14 protein-coding genes are annotated in these 16,643 nt (G+C 38.4%); 6 read left to right on the forward strand and 8 right to left on the reverse strand.

The genetic code is table 11. The features are described from left to right. Window positions 1-106: 106 nt before the first annotated feature. The 5 genes from lptF to rsmA are packed head-to-tail and all read left to right on the forward strand — an operon-like array spanning window position 107 to window position 7,029. Window positions 107-1,261: an LPS export ABC transporter permease LptF gene (gene lptF, locus QMN76_RS04470; RefSeq protein WP_282023661.1), complete on the forward strand. Its 1,155-nt coding sequence runs from the start codon at window positions 107-109 to the stop codon at window positions 1,259-1,261. Window positions 1,262-1,264: 3 nt separating this feature from the next. Further along, window positions 1,265-2,383, forward strand: coding sequence for an LPS export ABC transporter permease LptG (gene lptG, locus QMN76_RS04475; RefSeq protein ID WP_034335936.1), 1,119 nt, complete (start codon window positions 1,265-1,267; stop codon window positions 2,381-2,383). Then, window positions 2,383-4,764: an LPS-assembly protein LptD gene (locus QMN76_RS04480; RefSeq protein ID WP_282023660.1), complete on the forward strand. Its 2,382-nt coding sequence runs from the start codon at window positions 2,383-2,385 to the stop codon at window positions 4,762-4,764. The genes lptG and QMN76_RS04480 overlap by 1 nt, the downstream gene beginning before the upstream one ends. Continuing rightward, entirely contained in the window at window positions 4,761-6,209 is a 1,449-nt protein-coding gene (locus QMN76_RS04485; protein WP_282023659.1) for a peptidylprolyl isomerase, read from the forward strand. Before QMN76_RS04480 ends, QMN76_RS04485 begins: the two co-directional genes overlap by 4 nt. Next, complete coding sequence (gene rsmA, locus QMN76_RS04490) at window positions 6,160-7,029, forward strand: 16S rRNA (adenine(1518)-N(6)/adenine(1519)-N(6))-dimethyltransferase RsmA (protein ID WP_282023658.1); 870 nt, start codon at window positions 6,160-6,162, stop codon at window positions 7,027-7,029. The genes QMN76_RS04485 and rsmA overlap by 50 nt, the downstream gene beginning before the upstream one ends. On the opposite strand, the gene QMN76_RS04495 is transcribed toward rsmA, so the two are convergent. From QMN76_RS04495 to QMN76_RS04530, 8 genes are all read right to left on the reverse strand, one after another. Further along, window positions 6,993-8,210 carry an SAM-dependent methyltransferase gene (locus QMN76_RS04495; protein WP_282023657.1) on the reverse strand — a complete coding sequence of 406 codons (1,218 nt, stop codon included), beginning with the start codon at window positions 8,208-8,210 and terminating at the stop codon, window positions 6,993-6,995. The genes rsmA and QMN76_RS04495 overlap by 37 nt on opposite strands. Window positions 8,211-8,390: 180 nt before the next feature. Further along, window positions 8,391-8,990 (reverse strand): 50S ribosomal protein L9, encoded by a 600-nt coding sequence (gene rplI, locus QMN76_RS04500; protein ID WP_034335932.1) that lies wholly within the window; start codon window positions 8,988-8,990, stop codon window positions 8,391-8,393. A gap of 13 nt (window positions 8,991-9,003) precedes the next feature. Then, a complete protein-coding gene (rpsR, locus tag QMN76_RS04505) occupies window positions 9,004-9,279 on the reverse strand; it encodes a 30S ribosomal protein S18 (RefSeq protein ID WP_034335929.1) in 276 nt (91 codons plus the stop codon). 3 nt (window positions 9,280-9,282) lie between these two features. Continuing rightward, window positions 9,283-9,771, reverse strand: a complete 489-nt coding sequence (gene rpsF, locus QMN76_RS04510; protein WP_034335926.1) for a 30S ribosomal protein S6 — start codon at window positions 9,769-9,771, stop codon at window positions 9,283-9,285. Window positions 9,772-9,919: 148 nt separating this feature from the next. Then, complete coding sequence (locus tag QMN76_RS04515; protein ID WP_034335923.1) at window positions 9,920-10,507, reverse strand: GNAT family N-acetyltransferase; 588 nt, start codon at window positions 10,505-10,507, stop codon at window positions 9,920-9,922. Between the two features lie 70 nt (window positions 10,508-10,577). After that, complete coding sequence (gene rpoD, locus QMN76_RS04520; RefSeq protein ID WP_282023656.1) at window positions 10,578-12,557, reverse strand: RNA polymerase sigma factor RpoD; 1,980 nt, start codon at window positions 12,555-12,557, stop codon at window positions 10,578-10,580. Window positions 12,558-12,820: 263 nt separating this feature from the next. Next, entirely contained in the window at window positions 12,821-14,641 is a 1,821-nt protein-coding gene (gene dnaG, locus QMN76_RS04525; RefSeq protein WP_282023655.1) for a DNA primase, read from the reverse strand. Window positions 14,642-14,657: 16 nt separating this feature from the next. Next, window positions 14,658-15,113, reverse strand: a complete 456-nt coding sequence (locus QMN76_RS04530; RefSeq protein ID WP_282023654.1) for a GatB/YqeY domain-containing protein — start codon at window positions 15,111-15,113, stop codon at window positions 14,658-14,660. Between the two features lie 153 nt (window positions 15,114-15,266). Here QMN76_RS04530 and carA point away from each other — a divergent pair, with 153 nt between their 5' ends. Then, window positions 15,267-16,640, forward strand: a complete 1,374-nt coding sequence (gene carA / locus QMN76_RS04535; RefSeq protein ID WP_271832283.1) for a glutamine-hydrolyzing carbamoyl-phosphate synthase small subunit — start codon at window positions 15,267-15,269, stop codon at window positions 16,638-16,640. Window positions 16,641-16,643 lie beyond the last annotated feature (3 nt).

The following is a 16,643-nucleotide window of genomic DNA, read 5'->3' on the forward strand; positions in this document are numbered from 1 at the left end:
GTGAAATGTCTTTATTTAAGTATGTAATTTACAGTTTTTGTTTTCTTTTTCGACTTAATAATAGTAAAGAAGAAAGATCTAGGGAACAAGGTGGGATAATTTTCATATGCGTTTATTTACTTCCTTGCGTCTCCCTATGTTTGACCGCTACATTTTACATCAATTATTGATCGCGTTAGTGGCCACAACAGGAGGGTTGGCAGCATTAATTTGGCTTACACAATCTTTGCGTTTTGTATCATTGGTTGTGGACCGTGGTTTATCTTTAGGCGTTTTCCTAGAGCTGACAGGGTTACTAGTCCCTTCTTTTGTTGCTGTTATCTTACCCATTACCACTTTTGTCGTTGTTCAATTCATATATAATCGTCTAGCTGGGGACAGAGAAATTATTGTTATGCGGGCTGCTGGCATGTCTTCATTTGCTTTGGCAAAGCCTGGTATAATATGTGCAATAGCTGCAACGATTATATGTTATTTATTAAATATATGGATTGTACCTGCTGCTTATCACTCTTTTCGTAAAAACGAATTTAAAATTCGCAATAAGATGGCTGCTTTTATGTTGCAAGAAGGTGTTTTTACAAGTGTCTCTAATAACTTGACTGTTTATATTCGCTCCAAAGATCATAACGGCGTTCTTAAAGGCATTTTAGTAGAAGATGCTAGGCAACCAGATAATAAGGCTACAATCTTGGCCGAAAGTGGTAATATCGTTATTATTAACGATAAACCTCAAGTTGTCCTCCTTAACGGATCTCGTGAAGTTATTGATAAAAAAACAGGGCGCTTAAATGTATTAAATTTCGAACGTAATACGATTGATCTTTCCTCGAATAAAGAACAAACTGCGCGCCTCAAAGATGCTACCGAAATGTCTTTATATGAATTACTACATCCTGATCAACAAGCAGTATTCGATCGGGATTTTGGCAAGCTGGCAGTCGAAGCTCATCGGCGTTTAACTTCACCATTAACGATTTTATCGTTTACAATGATTGCCTTGGTAAGCGTATTAAAAGGCAATTTTGCTCGATATGGTAATATTTTAAGACCCTTGGGAGCAATTTTTACAATTGTTGGATTAATGTCATTGATTTTAATCGTACAAAATATTGCAACCAGAAATATGGCTGCTATTCCTTTGATATGGGTTATAGCAATTCTACCTGGTATTATCGCTTCATTTATTCTTTTTTTACCCGAGCTTAAAAGCAAAAACAATAATCCTGTCCTTTTATCTTCTACAAAAAAAGGCAGATAAAACATGTTAATTGCTCGTACAATTTCGATTTACATTGCAAAACAATTCAGTTTTGCCTCAGTATCTATGATACTTGCGTTAACCGCACTTGTATCTTTATTTGATTTTATTGATTTATTGCGTCGTGTTGCGACCAAACCACATGTTTCAACCAGTATTGCAACCTCTATTGCTTTATACCATATTCCCAATTTCTGTATGCAAATTCTCCCTTTTGGTATTCTATTGGGTGGGATTATTTGCTTTTGGCGATTAACACGTTCATCAGAATTAATCGTAACTCGCGCAGCTGGGATTTCTGCATGGCAATTTCTAACTGCTCCTGTAGTTTGCGCGTTTATGTTGGGACTATTTTCAATTATGGTAATATCACCAATATCTTCCAACCTATTTCGCAAAGCTGAAATTCTTGATCAAACCTATTTAAATACAAACGGAGGAAAATTAACAACCTTATCCGGTGGGTCTTTATGGGTTCGCCAATCTGATCAAGGGCTGGGCCTGAAAGGTGTTGCAATTTTACATGCTCAAAAGGTGAAAGTGCAGAATAATGTCCTTCATATGGAAGGAATCAGTATTTTCAGACTTGACGATAATGACCATTTACTGGTTCGTATTGAATCGCCTTCGGGATATTTAGAACATCAACATTATTGGGTATTAAATAATGCACGCTCTATTAAACCAGATAAACTGCCTGTCAATTTAGGAACCATTAAATTGCCAACAAATCTGTCATTATCAAATATAGAAGAAAGCTTCTCCTCACCTGATACCTTGTCATTTTGGTCTTTACCAGGGTTCATTCGTTTGCTAAACGAATCTGGATTTTCTTCTATCAGTCATCGCTTGCGTTTCCAAGCACTACTGGCACAACCATTACTGGCCTGTACAATGGCTTTGGTTGCTGCTGGATTTGCAACACGATCAACACGTAGAGGTGGTGTCGCAAGAATGATTGGCTCTGGAGTTGCTGCTGGATTTGCCTTGTTTACAATTTCGAAAATTGCAGAGCAATTTGGTGAATCTGGTGCTTTACCAGCTTTTATGGCAGCTTGGGCACCTACCGCTGCTGGACTTTGTTTAGCAATATCTCTTCTTATTCACTTGGAAGATGGCTGATGCGTAATTACTCTTCACCCGCACTCTTTAAAAAGTTAGCCAGAAAGTTGGCTCGTAAAAACAAACGTAAAACTTTGCTGTTAATCAGTATAGTCAGCGGATCTATTGGCAGCATTGGTTTGCTTGTTGATCAAGATGGTTTTGCTCAACAACAAATTCAAATTGCGACTTCTAATATTGGTAAAAATAGTGGAACACCCTTTTCTGGAAAGGATCCGATTACCTTTCAAGCAGATAACGTATCTTATGACTCCAAAACTGGAGAAGTTACTTGGCAAGGTGATGTACATATTTGGCAAAATGACCATATTTTGCGTGCAGACAAAGTTGTCTATAACCGTACCACGAATATTGCAACAGCCAACGGAAATGTTTCTATGGTTGAACCTGATGGGGAAATCTTATTTACCCAACATGTTCAATTAGGTGAAAATATGCGTGAAGGGGTCATGGATCAAGTTTATGCATTACTCGCGGATAATGGGAAACTAGCTGCTAATGGTGCTCGTCGTACTGGGGGAAAAGTTCACGATTTCAGCAGATCTGTTTATACAGCATGTCCAATTTGTGAAAAAGATCCTAAAAAGGCACCATTTTGGCAATTACGTTCCTATCAAGCCATTCGAGATATGGAAAATCAACGTATTGATTTTTCTGATACTTTTATTGATTTTTTTGGCATTCCTGTTTTTTATATGCCTTTCTTTTCAATCGTCGATCCTTCTGTTAAACGCCAAAGTGGTTTTTTAATCCCCAGTATTAACTTTAGTGGTAAATATATGGGGGCCTATACAACCATCCCTTATTACTGGGCCATGAACAAATGGTCAGACTTAACCTTTAATCCACTTTTTGCTACAAAAACAGGCCCTCAATTAAGCGCTATATATAGAGCCAGGTTTAATCAAGGCATGCTACGTGTTGAAGGTGGTATAGCTGACGATACAATTAACCATCGAAGAAGACAAAGAGAACTAGGCGATTATTCTACCCATAGTAAAGATAATGGTGCACAAGGATATTTATTCTTAAAGACAGAATGGGCGTTAAATCAGAATTGGCGCTATGGCGCTAATCTTAACCTTGCTACATCTTCTTTCTATATGCAAGATTACCGTATTAATGGATACGGGCAAGATACATTAAATTCCGATCTTTATTTAGAAGGTTTTGGTGAGGGCGCTTACTCCAAGGTCACTCTACAAGGCTATCAGGGTATCAATCATTATACTGTTAATAGCTCAGATCTTCCCTTCGTCCTTCCTCGATACACTTACAACTATTTTGGGCAACCTGATGCTTTAGGTGGTCGTTTTTCATTTAATACAACTAATTTTGTTCTCTATCGCTCTAATGGTGTCAGCGATCAAAGAGGTCAAGCATCTCTGAATTGGGATAGACCTTTTGATACTGATATAGGACAAAAGTGGCTTGTGACGCTGCATGTAGATTCAAACATTTACAATGCATCCCATTTATACGAACAACCACTTTATTTAAATGATAAACGTGGCAGGCAATTCTCAGGACAAGCCTTACCAACGTTAGCTGTTAAGATGAACTGGCCATTCCTGAGAGAATTTAAACTTGGTGATACAACAGGTACTCAAGTTATAGAACCTATTGTGCAATTAATTGCAGCACCTCACTCCAAAGGTGGACGCAACTGGAATATGCCTAACGAAGACAGCTTGGCCTATGAATTTTCCGATACAACCCTTTTTGCGCTTAATCGCTTTCAAGGAACTGACCGTTTAGATGGCGGTGCCAGAGCTAATGTTGGCGTTCATGGAAACTGGGCATGGGATGGCCGTCAAGTTGATTTCTTGGTAGGACAAAGCTATCTGGAACATGTAACAAAGAACTTGCCTGAAAATTCTGGTGTTAATCGTCATATGTCTGACGTCGTGGGTCGTTTACGTCTTAGCCCATCACAATACTTCAGCACAACTGGAAGAATGCGTGTAAGTCCATATGATGGAAAAGTTACATATGGTGAAGGCATATTTAACGTAGGTTTCAATCATTTCGGAATTAATGGTGGGTATATTTATGAGCCCATCACACCCTATTACTACTATTGGGGTAATCCTTTTAGCGCTCAAGGTCCATCTAATTTGTTTGATCAAAAAACAAGTGAACTTACATTGGGTGCATCTACGGATTGGAAGAACTGGCATGCATCAGCCTTCGGAAGACGAAGCCTATCCAGAAAAGAAAATGTTGCGATTGGTGGAACTGCTGGTTACAGAAATGACTGCTTTAGCATGGACGTAATCTATCTTAAACAATATACAATGATTAATGGTGAGCAAAATACAGATACAGTTTTATTTATGCTAACCTTTAAAACGCTTGGAACTTTTGGAATCAATGGATGATGTATAAAACACATAGTATCTCCTCTTTTCGCTCTCAATGTAAGTTAAGCCTTTGTCTAGCCATGATTGGAACCTTCCTAAGTTCAACAACCTCTATTGCCATAGCCGCCGAACATAAAAATCACCCATCTTCTTCAGGTGTCAATTCCAAAGCAATGGGTAAGAGTTATTCTATCCCTGATGCACAAGGAGATGCCGAGAGTAAAATTATTGCAATTATTAATGGCCAGCTTTTAACACAAAGAGACGTTAATAACAGAGAGCAATTATTCCAACTCACCGCTGGCATTCGCTTAACGCCTGATGTAATGCAACGCATGCGTCCTCAATTAATCAAGCAATTAATTACCGAGCGTTTACATACACAAGAAATGCTTAGAAGAAATATCAACATAGCTCCTGAACAAATTGCTGAAGCCATTGCTGATATTGAAAAGCGTAATGGCATGCCACCCAATGCGCTTAGGAATCAGCTCTCTTCTGACGGCGTTTCTATGAGCACATTAATTGATCAAATTCGCCTGCAGCTCGGTTGGGGACAAGTTATTCAACAAGAATTAGGCAGCCAAAATCGTATTACTGCTCAAGATGTAGAACAACGTCAAAAGGCATTAAAACAAGAGGTTGGGCAACCTGAATATTTACTTAATGAAATTTTTGTTCCTGTTGAAAATGCTCGTCATCCAGAACAAGAATTACAATTCACTCAAACTATTATTCAACAGTTAAGAAATGGTGCTCCCTTCCCTATTGTTGCAGCACAGTTTTCACAAGCTCAAAGTGCTCTACAAGGTGGTTCATTAGGATGGGTTCAAAAAGATAGTCTTGACCCAGAAGTTGCTACTTTGGCAAATAAAATGCCCGTTGGTGCTATTTCCAACCCCATTAAAGTGGCTGGTGGTTATATTATTGCAATGTTAAGTGGCAAACGAACAATCGGTAATGAAATGGGCACTCTGATGACTATCAGACAAGTTTTCTTGCCGTTCTCTTCTAAGTTGAATCCTAAAAATCCGACACCACAACAAATCAGCGTATTAAAGCAAGTTAATCAAATGCAACAATCTTTACATACGTGTCAACAAGTGGAAGAAGCAAACCAAAAAGCGGGCGGAACACGGCCTTCTGATCCAGGTCCGATGCAACTTGAACGTATGAATCCTGAAATGGGTAATGTTTTACAAGGCTTACAACCAGGGCAAGTCAGTAAACCTTTGGTTTCGATTGATGGTATTGCTCTGATCATGGTTTGCTCGAAAGAGAAGAAGAATATTGCTGATATTTCTGCAAGTGAAATTGCTAATCAACTGTTAAGCCAACGTGTAGAACAAGTTTCCCAACAATTAGATCGCGATTTACACCGTCAAGCAATTATTGAAATGCACACAAATACCAATGAATCTGCACCAAAACCAGCTACCCAGCCTAAAAGAAAGCATAAATAAGTATAATCTTCACGCCAAAAAATCACTGGGACAACATTTTTTACTAGATCCTATGATTAATCAGCAAATTATTGCTTTGGCTGGAGATTTAACCGATAAAAACGTTATAGAAGTTGGCCCTGGCCCTGGTGGACTAACCAGGGCTTTACTGGGAAGTCATGCTCAGAAAATTATCGGTGTTGAAGTTGATCAGCGCGCTTTACAATTACTTCACGAGCTACAAACTTATTACCCCAAACGGTTCACTATCGTTGAGCATGATGCTTTAAAGCTAGATTTAACCACTCTATGTGAAGCACCTCGACAAATTGTAGCCAATCTTCCTTATAATATTGGAACACCGTTATTACTTGGGTGGTTAAGGCAAGGACAGCAATGGAGCCGTTTGACGCTCATGTTCCAACAGGAAGTCGCTGAACGGGTATGTGCGGCTCCTAACACCGAATTTTATGGACGTTTATCCGTCATAGCGCAATGGGTTGCCCAATGTGTAATTGTCAAGCACATTCCCCCTGGCGCCTTTACACCACCTCCTAAAGTGTATTCTGCGGTCATTAATATCATTCCCAAAGCCGAGCAACCTTCAGCAGATCTTTTCAAAGCAATGGAAAAAGTGACAGCAGCAGCTTTTGGTCAACGCCGTAAAATGCTTAAAGGTGCTTTAAAAAACATTGGTGGAGAAGTGTTGCTTTCTGGTGCAAACATTGATGGCACAAGAAGAGCTGAAACGCTAACAATCTTAGAATTTGATCAACTTGCTCGTTTGTACCAACAAATGAATGGCTATGAGTCTAATTTACCTTCAACTTCAAACATATAATCACGTGTCATTGGTAAGGCATCAATACTCGGACTGATTTGCAACTGAAAATTCATGTGATTATGATAATAAAAAGATAACTCGCTTGCTGATAGATAAAAATCAAACATTCTGTAAAACCGTTCATCATACATTTGAATGATTTTTTCTTTTTCTTCTTTTACACGATCATGCCATAATCTTAGCGTTTTTGCGTAGTGAAGTCTTAATATTTCACAATCTGTAACCCATAAACCGCTTTTTTCAACTGAAGCAAAGACCTCGCTGAGCGATGGGGAATATCCACCAGGGAAAATATATTTATTGATCCAAGGATTGGTAGAGCCTGGACCATCAGAACGTCCGATAGAGTGTAAAAGCATTACACCATCAGGTTTTAAAATTTTATTAATATCTTTAAAAAACTCAACATAATAATTTACACCTACATGCTCAAACATACCGACTGAGACAATGCGATCAAACTTTTTTTCAACAAGTCGGTAATCACGTAACTCAAAGCAAACTTTATGCTCTAACCCTGCTTTTTTTGCGCGTTCTTTAGCTGCCTGCAATTGTTCTTGAGAAAGCGTAATTCCTGTTACATGAACATCAAACTCTTTGGCTAGAAATAAAGCCATCCCTCCCCAACCACAGCCAATATCCAGAACTTCTAGACCTGGCTGGTCTAGTTTTAATTTTGCCGCAATGTGCCTCTTTTTCGCTAGTTGTGCTTCATCCAAAGTTTCGTTTCCTGTACGAAAATATGCACAAGAATATTGTCGATCCTCATCTAAAAATAAACTATATAAAGCCCCATTAAGATCATAATGATGGGCAACATTTTTTTGAGAAGTTTTTAAACTATTTAATTGCGACCAAAATCGTTTACCAAATCTTAAAACAGAAGCTATTTTTTCTACATAATGTCCTTCAGCAAGATCATTTTGTAAAATCACATTCAACACATCATAAATAGAACAATTTATCGGTTTAATCGTTTCATCCATATATCCCTCGCCAAAAGCTAGCCCAGGATTTACTAATAAACGTAAACAGGTTTCTTGCGTTAAAATTTCGACTGCTGCGGAATCTTTTGCATTTTGATCACCATATATCTCGCGCCTTTTATCTGGATAAACGACCTCTAAACGACCTTTTTTTATAAGTTTTTTGAATACAGCTTTCAATAAACCAGACATGTTCAAGCTCCTAGGCATTAAGATATTTATAATTGATATCGTAATTGTCCTATTTTTTTTATAAAAAGACAAATAGGTAATGACTTATATGCCAAAAATTTTACATTTGATTATATAAAGCAAAAAAAGGCGAGAGTATAGCTCTCGCCTTTATTCACATTAAGAAAATGTATCGTGCATTTATTCAGCTGATTCAGCTGTTTCTTCTGCTACAGGTGCATTTTCTAACATTTCAGCATTAACATGTTCCACTGATGATGCATCAACGTGTGTTTCTGCAGCATCAACGTGTTGAACCTCGCCTTTTGCTTGACGTTCAGCTTCTTCAACAGAACGAGCAACATTAACTTTTGCATCCAAGTGAACTTCTGGATGAAGTTGTACTTTAACTTGATACAAGCCTAATGCTTTAATCGGATGTGAAATTTCCACTTGTTGACGAGAGAAGGTCACGCCTTCTTTCACAGCAGCCTCGGAAATATCACGAGCAGTTACAGAACCATATAGGTTTCCGCTTTCGCCAGCTTGACGAATAATAACTACTGACAATCCATGTAAACGTTCCAAGAGACGTTCTGCCTCTTCACGACGTTTAACATTGTGTGCTTCTAACTGACTACGTTCTCTTTCGAAACGATCACGATTAGCAGCCGTTGCACGGATTGCTTTACCTTGAGGAAGCAAATAGTTACGAGCAAATCCAGGTTTTACCTTAACGACATCACCCATTTGCCCTAGTTTTTCTACTCTTTGAAGCAGAATAACTTCAGTTGCAGCCATAATCTCTTCTCCCTCAGTCTTGAACGTAAGGCAATAGTGCTAAAAAGCGAGCACGTTTGATTGCCTGTGCCAATTCACGTTGTTTCTTTGCAGAAACTGCAGTGATACGACTTGGAACAATCTTGCCTCTTTCTGAAAGGAAACGAGACAATAAACGGATATCCTTGTAATCAATCTTTGATGCATTTGCAGATGAAAAAGGACATGTTTTACGTCTGCGATGAAAAGGACGACGTCCCCCCACAGCAATACGGCGTGCAGCTGGATTTACTTGAGCTGTTTCTGACATTGATTATGCCTCCACTTCTTCAGCTTGATCAACAGAGATATTACTGTTATCAGAGCTTAAATCGTCTTCTTCTGCATTTTTACGGCCACTATCATAGCGTCCAGATGGTTTAGAAGAGCGACTACTTGAAGAACGGTCAGAACGATCTGAACGGTCTCTGCTATCATCCCCTTTACGAGAAAGAATGGCAGATGGTGCTTCATCAATTTCTTCAATACGCAATGTCATAAATCGAAGAACATCTTCATTTAAATTAAATTGGCGTTCAATTTCTTTGATTGTTGTTGCTTTTGCATCAACACCCAATAGCATATAATGGCCTTTACGATTTTTCTTAACACGGTATGCTAAGTTGCGTAATCCCCAATATTCGCGCTTTTGTACAGAGCCTTCTTCACTTTCGATCAAAGAAGCAACTCCATTAGCGATCTCCTCAACTTGTTGTTGAGTGACATCATTACGTGCAATAAACACGCATTCGTATAATGGCATATTATCTCCCTTCGGCTGACTTCAACCCAATAAAACCAGTAAAATACCGATTATTCTTCCATTTTTTGGGTATAGCCAAGGCATAGCCGTACAACCTTGGCAGGGAAGAACTCTTTTAAAACCACAAATACATAAAGAATGCAAGAGTTTATCTTATTTTCTTCAAAAATTTTTTTGGAATAGGCAGGTTTAAAATATCAGGAATATTCCAAAGTTCTTGCTCTACTTTGAATGGTTCAAAACCAGCCTTTTTATATATCTCTAAAGCCCTAGGATGATCTAAATTACATGTATTAATTCTTACACAACTAGGATCTTTCTGCCAGGCTTTTCGCAATGCCTGATGAAAAAAACTGGTTCCTAACCCTTGCCCAACCAAATGAGGCATTAATCCAAAATAAGCAATATTAACGTTAGATTCTAATGTACAATCCAGCTCAAAAAAACCACAAACAACATTTTCATCATCTTTTAATAAATAAACTTCGATTAAAGGATTAGAAAATAATTGTTCTAGATATTGATCAGAAAGCACTCTGCGCATCCACCAACAACACTCCCTACCAACAGTCCCATAAACATACCTATATAAAGGAATAGGAACAACGGAAAGTTTCTCAACAGAATATCTCACTGGCAGCTCCAATAATGGCTGGATTGGAGGATGGTCCATTCGTAAAAAAGTAATTGAAACCGTTACAGGCGTAGCTGGGCGAATATTATTAAGGGGTGACATAAACTTACCACAAAAAACAGAAAGAGGGCAAAATGCCCTCCCTCCTTATAGTCAAAAAAAAATCGAAAAATCAATTATCATCCAAAAAAGAACGTAATTTGCGACTGCGACTTGGATGTTTTAATTTTCGTAAAGCCTTGGCTTCAATCTGACGAATACGTTCACGAGTCACATTAAATTGTTGCCCAACTTCTTCCAAAGTATGATCCGTATTCATTCCAATCCCAAAGCGCATCCGAAGAACACGTTCCTCTCTTGGGGTAAGGGATGCCAACACACGCGTTGTTGCCTCACGAAGATTGGTTTGAATGGCTGCATCCAGAGGAATAACAGCACTTTTATCTTCAATAAAGTCACCCAGATGGCTATCTTCTTCATCCCCAACAGGTATTTCCAAAGAAATTGGCTCTTTAGCGATTTTTAAAACTTTTCTGACTTTTTCCAAAGGCATACCAAGTTTTTCAGCTAATTCTTCTGGAGTAGGCTCTCTGCCAATTTCATGAAGCATCTGACGAGACGTACGAACTAATTTATTAATCGTTTCAATCATATGCACTGGAATACGAATCGTTCTCGCCTGATCAGCGATAGATCGTGTAATTGCCTGACGTATCCACCATGTTGCATAAGTAGAGAATTTATAACCTCGGCGATATTCAAACTTATCAACCGCCTTCATTAAGCCAATATTGCCTTCTTGAATTAAATCTAAGAATTGTAAGCCACAATTCGTATATTTTTTGGCAATAGAAATAACCAAACGCAAATTCGCTTCAATCATTTCTTTTTTAGCACGTGAAGCATCGCGTTCACCATAAGAAACGGTTGAGAACACGCGACGAAATTCACTAATTGGCAAGCCAACTCTTTGAGAAAGTTCGGCAATTTCATCACGACACTTATTGATATCGTCCTCATAGCGCTCAACAAAAAGTTTCCAATATTTTCCTGGTAAAGCACGAACGGCATCAATCCAATCTGGATTAAGTTCATAACCATGATATTTGGAGAGGAAATCATCACGAGATATTTTACATTTCTCTGCCATACGCAAGAGACCACCCTCTAACGTTGCTAATTTCTTAGAAACTGTTTTTAATTGCTCAACCAAGAATTCAATTTTATTACTTTGCAAATGAACTTGCTGAACTTCGATAATCAGCTTGTTTCTTAACTCTTCATATTCATTTTCAAATTTAGGGGTAAGCTTTTCACCTGCTTGCAATACATCTAAACGTTGAACCTGAAGCTGATAAACTTTTACATAAATTTTTTCAATTTCTTCGAAATGGCTAAAAACTTCATCTTTATATTTTTCTTCTAAGGCTGATAAGGAAAGATTATTTTCTTCGTTGGAATCCTCTCCATTTTCGTCTCCCTCTTCTTCACCTTCATTTTCAACAGTGTCATCAGTAACTACCAAAGACTCTTCCATTTCTGGCAAACCAGTCTGATCATATTCAATCTGTGTAGCTTCTAAATCAACAATGTCTCTAAGTAAAATATCGCCAGCTTGTAATTGCTCATGCCAGCCAATGATTGCCTTAAAAGTAAGTGGACTTTCACAAAGTCCACCAATCATCTGGTTGCGTCCAGCCTCAATTCTTTTAGCAATGGCAATTTCGCCTTCACGTGACAAAAGCTCAACAGCACCCATTTCACGCAAATACATACGAACGGGATCATCAGTTCTTCCTGCCGTGGATTCAACAGAAGCAACAGGACTTTCACTTTCCTCGTCAGATTCAGAAGAATCAGCCTCAGTCTCTGTGGCATCTCCTTCTTCTTCAGCGCTCTCCTCTTCATTTTCTTCGTGTTCAATAATTTGAATACTCATCTCTGAAAAAGCAGCCATAACATCTTCAATTTGCTCTGAAGACATCTTGTCCTGAGGAAGAATAGCATTTAACTCATCAAAAGTAACATATCCTCTTTCTTTACCTTTGCTGATCAATTTTTTTACATCTGCAGACCTGACATCTAGCAAACTCGTGTCATTATCACGATCATTCGCATTTCCATCATTTTTACCTGCTGCTTTTACAACCATGTTTCCGCCTCAAAGAAAAAATAGTTTACTACCTAATAGTTCTATTTTTTTATATTTATAATAACTTGACCAATAATATAGAACATACATTTGTTTGATTCTTTTTCTCGGCTCTTTTAACGCCCATACCATTAAAACCTACAACGGGCTAGCGGAACAACTATGTAGTCGAAAAAATGGAATCATTATTATAGATGATATTTTATTAAAATAAATCAAGACCTAAACCAAAATTATTATGAAACTTTCATCAAAACACTTCATTATACATCAAATTCTCCATGCTTTACCGCATCTAAAGCATTTAATCTGGCAATTAATGTGCGTTGATGAGCTTCATCTGGACATTTAATCCATGCTTGTTGTGCTTGTGTAACTTGCTCCTCTAATTCTTGGAGATTTAACCACCCGTAAAAATGCCACCATTGTTTTTCAAATAATTGAAAGTCAGTAACTTTATCGTAATTATTCTGATTTAACAAGTTTAAATTAGAATTGCTTGTAATTTTTTCTATTAGTTCTATCTTACCAATTTGCTTTAAATACAAATAAATATCTCCATAATCAAGGGGGAAATCCAACAATATTTCTCTGGCCATTGCCAGATCCTCTGGCAAATCTAAACGACATAGTGCTTCTTCAACACTTGGAATAATGCTGGGACAATGAAATAATAGAGCAATTAAAATACACATGCGCTCATATTCGACCTGCGTCTTCTGCAAGACCGGACGAACAATAGACACATTGGCAATTTTTTTTTGTTTTTTCTCAAATGTAGTTTTATTATCAAATCTATCATTCCGAGGATAAAACTGCGCATAAAACTGATCCAAAAGAACTTTGCGATATTCTTTTGCGAGATTTTGGTCTTTAATTTGTTCTGAAATTGAAATCAGACGTGCCCTCAATGCGGCCCTTTGCTCTGGAGAGCGATCTGTCATTGCCTCAACAGATAAATCATATAAAACATTACTTAAATTTTGTTTATGTCGGATAATTTCTAAAAAGGCTTCTGCGCCATTTTTTTGAATATAACTATCTGGATCCTCGCCATCTGGAAGTGAAATAAAATTCAAAGTCTGCTCTGGGGTTAAAATTGGCAGAGCTTCTTCGGCCGCATGCAGCATTGCCCTGCGTCCCGCCCCATCGCCATCAAAGGACAAAACAGGTTGAGCGCTTGCACGCCATAATAAAGCCAATTGGTCTTGCGTTAAAGCCGTTCCTAATGGCGCAACAGCACCATGAAAGCCAGCTTGATAAAGGGCAATAACATCCATATAGCCTTCAACGACTAATATTGTATTATAAAGTGGATCTATCTCTTTACGTGCATAAACCGAAGATAAATTATTTAATCCAAACAATACTCTACGTTTTGAAAATAAAGGTGTTTCTGGGCTGTTCAAGTATTTAGGCTGCCCATCACCAATAATTCGTCCACCAAAAGCAATAACGCGCCCTCTTCGATCACAAATAGGATATATTACCCGATTGAAAAAGAGCTCTCCTCCCCATTGCCCATCAGCTTGCTTTCTCAATAATCCAGCTTCTCCGATCATCTCCAAACTATATTCTTTAGATTTTAAATATTGTATCAGTCCTCCTCGACCATCGCCTGACCAGCAAAGACCAAAATGACGGATCGTTTGCGGTGTAATACCGCGATTTAATAAATAATCTCTAGCAATTTTGGCTTTATTCGTTTGAAATTCAGATAGATAATACTCATGAGTCGACGCCATTAACTCATATAAATTATGCTGCTGTTCTTGGCGTTGTTTTTGTTGTGGGGTTTGCTCTGGAACTTCTAAACCAGCCAAAGAGGCAAGTTCTGTAACAGCTTCATTAAACGTCCGACCTTCGTTTTGCATAACAAAGGAAATGACATCTCCATGAACACCGCAACCATAACAATGAAAATGATCGTCATAAATATAAAATGAAGGCGTCTTTTCCCCATGAAAAGGACAACACGCCTTCCAATGGCGACCTGATCGGGTAACTTTTACTTTTCTTGAAATTATACTATGTAAAGGAATGCGTTGCCGTAATTCCTCAAGAAAACGCTGATCAAACGCCACACATCACCTTAATATATTAAGAAAATTTAGCTTTAATTAATGGACCGACTTTAGAGAAATCTAACACAGCGCCATAATGTTCTTTTAAATAAGCCATGACTTTTCCCATTTCTTTCACAGAAGAAGCTCCTGTTTTTTCAATGGCTTCGTCCACAACTTTTGCAATGGCAGCATCATCTAACTGAGCAGGCAAGAATGTTTCAATGACTTGAATTTCACTTTCCTCTTTTTCTGCCAATTCAGGACGGTCGGCTTGCTTATACATTTCCACTGATTCGCGACGAGATTTAATCATACCTTTTAACATAGAAATGATTTCGTCTTCCCCAACAGCGTCGATCCCTTTTGGACGCGCATTAATATCCAAATCTTTCAATTTAGCACTAATCATTCGCAATGTTGACAGTTTTTCAGCTTCTTTGGCTTTCATCGCCACTTTAAGCTCTTCTTTAAAACGCTCGCGTAAATCCACAATATTTCTCCAATAATAATTAAAAGATTTTATAGCATGACTTTAGTCAGGAATAAAATTCCCACAATAAAAATTTTATAAATGCTCTGGGAATTTTTTTCCCAATGCTTTATATATACTATACGACATTCGTCCAGCAAAGGACATAAGGACATGATGGATATTGATACAATTATTTCTCGCCTTGGGGGGATTGAAAACGCCGCCCGCATTACAAAAGTCAGCACAGAGGCTATTCGCAAATGGAAACAAGCCCGTGCCATTCCATCCAAACATTGGACAACAATTATTCAAGAAACGGGTTTAACATTGTCTGATTTACAACCAAATGAACTTTCCGATTCTACCCCTCATACCTGCCCAACAGGTGCCAATGCCGTTCTCTTACTAGAAGACGGTACTTTTTTATGGGGGATCGGATTTGGGGCATTTTCCTCCAAAGATAATCTTTCTATTGGTGAAATTTGCTTTTCCACCAGCATGACTGGATATCAAGAAACATTGACAGATCCGTCTTTTGCTGGGCAACTCATTACCTTCACCTTTCCTCACATTGGAAATGTTGGCACAAATATTGATGATAACGAAGCCAATAAAATCGTTGCCAAAGGGTTAATTGTTAAACAACCCATTACAGAACCAGCCAATTGGCGGTCAACCAGTTCTTTACAAGAATGGTTGAAACAACATCACGTTTCTGGGATTTGTGGCATTGATACGCGTACTTTAACTTTACGCATTCGTGACCAAGGGCCACAAAATGCGTTATTATATTTCCCAGAAGATGGCATCTTTGATATTCCATTCTTACAAGAACAAGTAAAAGCTTGGCCTGGATTACAAGGTATGGATTTAGCCAAAGAAGTCACTTGTGCAACATCGCATCAATGGAAAAATGGGGTTTGGCATTGGGGTGACGAGACATCACCAAAACCAAGCAAAACATACAACGTGGTTGCGATTGATTATGGAGCCAAACATAATATTTTCCGTAATCTTGTCGAAGTTGGCTGTAACCTTACCGTTGTGCCTGCCACCGCTTCTGCTGAAGAAATCCTTAGCCATAATCCTGATGGCGTTTTCTTATCCAACGGCCCTGCCGATCCTGCAGCAACTGCACATTATACTGTGCCTGTCTTAAAAACATTGCTTGAAAAACGCATTCCTATTTTTGGGATTTGTCTGGGACATCAGCTTTTAGCTCATGCTTTGGGTGGCAAAACCTATAAACTGGATCAAGGACATCGTGGTGCTAATCAACCTGTCAAAGATTTAAAAACAGGTCGCGTAGAAATTACCAGCCAAAATCATGGCTTTGCCGTTGATCCAAAAAGCCTGCCATCGGATGCGCATCCGACTCATATTAATTTATTTGATGGATCAAATGAAGGCATTGCTTCGGACAAATATCCTGCATTTTCTGTGCAATATCATCCAGAAGCCAGCCCTGGCCCTACCGATAGCCATTATTTATTCCAACGCTTTGCGGAATTAATGGACCAACACTCTCCTAACAAAAAACAATAAGGT

Origin of the sequence: Commensalibacter papalotli (ex Botero et al. 2024), from assembly GCF_947179115.1 — a bacterium.
GTDB classification, from domain to species: domain Bacteria; phylum Pseudomonadota; class Alphaproteobacteria; order Acetobacterales; family Acetobacteraceae; genus Commensalibacter; species Commensalibacter papalotli.

Bases quoted from the DNA above. Each gene is read 5' to 3' on its own strand.
- lptG (WP_034335936.1), top strand. From the start codon at position 1,265: ATGTTAATTGCTCGTACAATTTCGATTTACATTGCAAAACAATTCAGT.
- QMN76_RS04495 (WP_282023657.1), bottom strand. From the start codon at position 8,210: ATGTCTGGTTTATTGAAAGCTGTATTCAAAAAACTTATAAAAAAAGGT.
- rplI (WP_034335932.1), bottom strand. From the start codon at position 8,990: ATGGCTGCAACTGAAGTTATTCTGCTTCAAAGAGTAGAAAAACTAGGG.
- carA (WP_271832283.1), top strand. From the start codon at position 15,267: ATGATGGATATTGATACAATTATTTCTCGCCTTGGGGGGATTGAAAAC.
- QMN76_RS04480 (WP_282023660.1), top strand. From the start codon at position 2,383: ATGCGTAATTACTCTTCACCCGCACTCTTTAAAAAGTTAGCCAGAAAG.
- rpoD (WP_282023656.1), bottom strand. From the start codon at position 12,557: ATGGTTGTAAAAGCAGCAGGTAAAAATGATGGAAATGCGAATGATCGT.
- QMN76_RS04485 (WP_282023659.1), top strand. From the start codon at position 4,761: ATGATGTATAAAACACATAGTATCTCCTCTTTTCGCTCTCAATGTAAG.
- rsmA (WP_282023658.1), top strand. From the start codon at position 6,160: ATGAATCTGCACCAAAACCAGCTACCCAGCCTAAAAGAAAGCATAAAT.
- rpsF (WP_034335926.1), bottom strand. From the start codon at position 9,771: ATGCCATTATACGAATGCGTGTTTATTGCACGTAATGATGTCACTCAA.
- QMN76_RS04515 (WP_034335923.1), bottom strand. From the start codon at position 10,507: ATGTCACCCCTTAATAATATTCGCCCAGCTACGCCTGTAACGGTTTCA.
- lptF (WP_282023661.1), top strand. From the start codon at position 107: ATGCGTTTATTTACTTCCTTGCGTCTCCCTATGTTTGACCGCTACATT.
- rpsR (WP_034335929.1), bottom strand. From the start codon at position 9,279: ATGTCAGAAACAGCTCAAGTAAATCCAGCTGCACGCCGTATTGCTGTG.